Genomic DNA, 4,031 nt, shown 5'->3' on the forward strand with positions numbered 1-4,031 from the left:
TTCCGGCTGCCGCAACGGCGCCGGGAGAAGGGGAGGGGCCGGGACAGAGGAGCTAGCGTCCGCCGGCCATCCCGTCGATAGGAGGGAGGGTCGAGCTCTCGCCGGGAGCGGGCGGGTGCTCGGCCATCGTGAGCTTGCGCGGGAGGCCTCGGCGGAGCCCCTCCCGAAGGAAGGGATTGGGGAGGAGATCTCCGGAAAGGAGGATGGTCTCTGTCCGGAGGAGTTCGCCGCATCTGCCCGCGAAGGCTCCCAACGTCTGCCCGAGGGAAGCGAAGAGGGAGCGGAGGAGCAGCGCGTTGGGCACATCTGCCAGCTTGTAGCCCCAGAGGCTGCGGAGGGTCGTGCGCGTGTCGAGGAACCATTGCTCCTCTTTTTGGAGGAGGGCATAGTCCACCTGCAGGGTCGAAAAGAGCGAGGCGGTTTCTCGGAGATCGCTTTCCTCAGCCTGGAGCGCGACGCTGCAGACCGAGAGAAAGAAAAAGGGAGAGCTCTCCTCGCCTTCGAGAAGGCCTCGGCCGATCGATTCCACGGCCTCGTAGATTGCGGGGAATCTTCGCTGGAAGTTGGATAAAAGCCGTGGCGCGTTTTCGTCGATCGATCCGATCGCCGAGAGGATGCGGGCGCCAGTCGTAGGGAGGGGGGCGAACCGGAGGAGCGGGACGGGCGGTCGGCCCGGAAAGGAAGCGAAGAGTCCGCTCTCCGGATCGAGCTTCTCGAGACGGAGGAGAAGGGAAGCCGAGGGAGGGCTCATGGGCGTTCGATCCGCGTCTTCGTTTCGAGGATGCGGGGCAGGGGGGTGGCCGCCTTTTTCCGGACCCGAAAGCCGAGTCCGCGTAGCTCCTGGAGGATGGCGCTCAGGTAGCGGGCGAAGGGTTTCTCTAAGGGGGCGGAGAGGCCGAGGGCGGGTCCGCCGACCTCCGCGGGAACCATGCCGAAAAGAACGAGGTTGGGGATCGGGCCCAGAAGTGCCGCGACCTTGAGCACGTCTAACAGATCGACCTCGTGGGCCGTTCGGGCCGGCCCCTCCCGCTTCCAGAGCGCTTGGCCGGGAAAGCGGTAGATCGTTCCCGGGGGATCGAGGCTGGCAACCGCATCGAGGACAAGGAGCCGGGAGTGGCGTTCGAACTCGGATACGAGATCGAGGCCGAGCACCCCGCCGTCTAAGAAGCGGATGTCCGGATCGAAGGCGTAGTTGGTCTCGAGCACCCAGGTTGCCAGGACCCCGAGCCCCTCGTCCCGAAGGATCACGTTGCCCAGGCCGACGACGGCGAGGTCAGTCGGCGGCCGTTCCGGGAAGTCTGCGCGCAATCTTTTCGCCTCCGAAGGCGATCGAGATGTCGCCTTCGCGCCAGTAGACGGTTCGCCAGATCTCATAGTAGACGTGGAAGGCGATCCAAGCGAGGAGGAGGTACATCGTGAAGTGGTGGACCCAGCGGACCCCCATTCGGCCGCCGAAGGCCCAGTAGGTCCAGTCGGTTCCCACGTGGATGATCCAGGGCCACCAGCCGCCGACCGAGCTGAGACCGCTCTCCAGGCTGTAGACGTAGAGCTGGAGACCGGTGAAGAGCTGGAAGAGGAGCAGAAGGTGGAGCAGGCTGAACCAGACGGCGTTGAAGGTGTCGAGCTCGGAGGAGTCAAAGCGCTTCCTCCGGTTAAAGGTGAAGAAGTTCGCCAGCACCTCGAAGAACTCTCGCCGATGCTCCTTGGTGGGGAGGAGTTTGCGGACCGGGCGTTCGAAGCGGCTCAGGAAATAGAGATAGAAGGAGACCACGCAGAGGATGTCGATCGTGATCGCCGCATAGAGGTGGACCGCCCGGTTCCATCCCATCACGAACTTCCGGACCGCGGGCTCGGCGATCATGGCCTGGTAGTAGGGGCGGGCGATGTAGATGCCCGTGATCACAGCGGTAAAGACTGCGACGAAGTTGACCCAGTGGAAGATCCGCCAGCTTACGGGCATCCGGAGCACCCGAACGATCGTTCCGCTTTCTTCTCCTTTCATAAGCTCCTTTTCCGGTCGGATATGGGGTTAGAGGACGCGATAGGTGCCCAGATCTCTCCCGCGGAAGTCGACGATATGGACCGAGCAGGCCAGACAGGGGTCGAAGCTGTGAATGGTCCGGAGGATCTCCAAGGGCTGGTCGGCGTTGGCAAGCCTCGTCCCGAGGAGGGCCTCCTCGTAGGCGCCTCTTCGTCCCTTGCGGTCGCGTGGAGAGGCGTTCCAGGTGGTCGGAACCACCGCTTGGTAGTTTTCGATCTTCCCATCGCGGATCTTGACCCAGTGGCCGAGGGCTCCGCGCGGGGCTTCGGAGAGGCCGCAGCCCTGCGCATCCCGGGAGACCTTGGCGAAATCGAAGGGAGTCCAGGTCGAGAGATCCCCGGCGGCCGTATTTTTGGCGAGCTCTTGGGTCCAACCCGCCATCGCCTGGGCGATGAGGTCGGATTCGATCGCCCGGGCCGCCGTTCGGCCGAGAGTGCTGAAGAGGACGGTCAGAGGCAGTCCTCCTAGACGGAGCACCCCGTCGACCGCCTCGCGGACCCGGGCGTCCCCTCGGGCATAGGCGACCACCAGGCGGGCCAAGGGGCCGGTCTCCACCCGGTGGTCGTCGTAGGTCGGTGCCTTGATCCAGCTGTACTTTCCGTCGGTATCGAGGTAAGCCACCGAGCCTTCTTTCCGCAGACCGGTGAAGGAGGGATTGGTCACCCCCGAGTAAGGGTGGAGCCCGTCGCTGCCCCGATACCAGGAGTGGAGCACGTCCTCGGTCACCTTGGCCGGATCGAAGTCGTAGACTTTCGAGAGGTCGCCTTCGAGGACCATCCCGCTCGGGAAGAGGGTCTTCCCCCGGCCGGGCCCTTCGTTGTCCATGTCGAAGAAGCCGTAGGCCAGATAGGATTTGAGGCCCGATCCGATCCCGGCAAGTCCCTCCTCTCGGTAGGCATGGGCGGCCATGAGGATATCGGGCAAATAGGCCTGCCGGATGAAGCGATGCTGCTCTTCGAGCAGGGTCTGGAAGAGGGAGATCCGGCTCGGGTTTTCGATGTCCTGGACGCAGGTCACTCCCCCCACGACGATCGATTGCGGGTGTGGGTTCTTCCCTCCGAAGATCGCCATCATCTTGGCGGCCCCCCGCTGCATCGCCAACGCATCGAGGTAGTGGGAGAGGGCGACGAGGTTTTCCTCTGGGGAGAAGCGGTAGCTCGGGTTCCCCCAGTAGCCGTTTGCGAAGATCCCCAGGCGGCCTTGCGCGGCGAAACCGCCCAGCCGCTCCTGGACCTTCCGGTAGTGCTCGACGCTCGCGTTCCAAGGAGTGTCGGTAAACTGGTAGGCGACGTCGACCGCCTTGCGCGGATCGGCTTTGAGGGCCGAGAGCAGGTCGACCCAGTCGAGCGCATGGAGGTGGTAGAAATGGACCGGGTGGTCGTGGAGGTAGAGGGAGCCCGCGATCAGGTTGCGGACGAGCCGGGCGTTGTTGGGAACTCGGACCCCGAAGGCGTCTTCGACGGCACGGATGCTCGTCCAGTAGTGGACCCCGGTGCAGACCCCGCAGATTCGCATCGCCAAGAGGCCCGCGTCCCGCGGATCGCGTCCTTGGAGAATCGTTTCGATCCCGCGGAACATCGTTCCCGAGGCATAGGCGTCCTGGATCGTATTGGAATCATCCAACACGGCCTCGATCCGAAGATGGCCTTCGATCCGGGTGATCGGGTCGACGACGATGCGCTTGCTCATAACCGCTCCTTGGGAGGCGTGCCGGGTGCGTTCTCGTCCGATTTCTTTCCGTACTTGGCGCTCAGGAAAGCGTGGATCGCAATGCCGGCCCCGGCGGCGGTGAGGAGACCCACGCCCAAGATGTCAACGCTCTTCTCGATCCCGAGGTTCCAGAGGCCGGGAACGGGGATGTTCGCGTTGGCCATTGGTCGCTCGTAGGCATACTTATCCCAGAAACCGGGCTCCGAGCAGCCGATACATCCTCTGCCGACTCCGATCGGCCAATTGGTTCCGTCGTTGTAACGGATGATTGAGCAGTTGT

At 63.9% G+C, this 4,031-nt stretch carries 4 protein-coding genes and 1 pseudogene; all 5 read right to left on the reverse strand.

All coding sequences use genetic code 11. The features are described 5' to 3' along the window. Window positions 1–52: 52 nt before the first annotated feature. Window positions 53–751 (reverse strand): hypothetical protein, encoded by a 699-nt coding sequence (locus FN369_RS10015; protein WP_142525999.1) that lies wholly within the window; start codon window positions 749–751, stop codon window positions 53–55. After that, window positions 748–1,308, reverse strand: coding sequence for a hydrogenase maturation protease (locus FN369_RS10020; RefSeq protein WP_178087801.1), 561 nt, complete (start codon window positions 1,306–1,308; stop codon window positions 748–750). Before FN369_RS10020 ends, FN369_RS10015 begins: the two co-directional genes overlap by 4 nt. Then, window positions 1,274–2,002 (reverse strand): cytochrome b/b6 domain-containing protein, encoded by a 729-nt coding sequence (locus FN369_RS10025; RefSeq protein WP_142526001.1) that lies wholly within the window; start codon window positions 2,000–2,002, stop codon window positions 1,274–1,276. The genes FN369_RS10020 and FN369_RS10025 overlap by 35 nt, the downstream gene beginning before the upstream one ends. A 27-nt stretch (window positions 2,003–2,029) precedes the next feature. Further along, the gene (locus FN369_RS10030; protein ID WP_142526002.1) at window positions 2,030–3,730 is read right to left on the reverse strand and encodes a nickel-dependent hydrogenase large subunit; all 1,701 of its coding nucleotides are present in this window, start codon (window positions 3,728–3,730) and stop codon (window positions 2,030–2,032) included. Next, window positions 3,727–4,031: pseudogene (locus FN369_RS10035) on the reverse strand (hydrogenase); the annotation flags it as partial. The gene FN369_RS10030 and the pseudogene FN369_RS10035, both read right to left, overlap by 4 nt.

Source organism: Methylacidimicrobium cyclopophantes (genome assembly GCF_902143385.2).
In the GTDB taxonomy this organism is placed as follows: Bacteria; Verrucomicrobiota; Verrucomicrobiia; order Methylacidiphilales; family Methylacidiphilaceae; genus Methylacidimicrobium; species Methylacidimicrobium cyclopophantes.

Bases quoted from the DNA above. Each gene is read 5' to 3' on its own strand.
- FN369_RS10015 (WP_142525999.1), bottom strand. From the start codon at position 751: ATGAGCCCTCCCTCGGCTTCCCTTCTCCTCCGTCTCGAGAAGCTCGAT.
- FN369_RS10025 (WP_142526001.1), bottom strand. From the start codon at position 2,002: ATGAAAGGAGAAGAAAGCGGAACGATCGTTCGGGTGCTCCGGATGCCC.
- FN369_RS10030 (WP_142526002.1), bottom strand. From the start codon at position 3,730: ATGAGCAAGCGCATCGTCGTCGACCCGATCACCCGGATCGAAGGCCAT.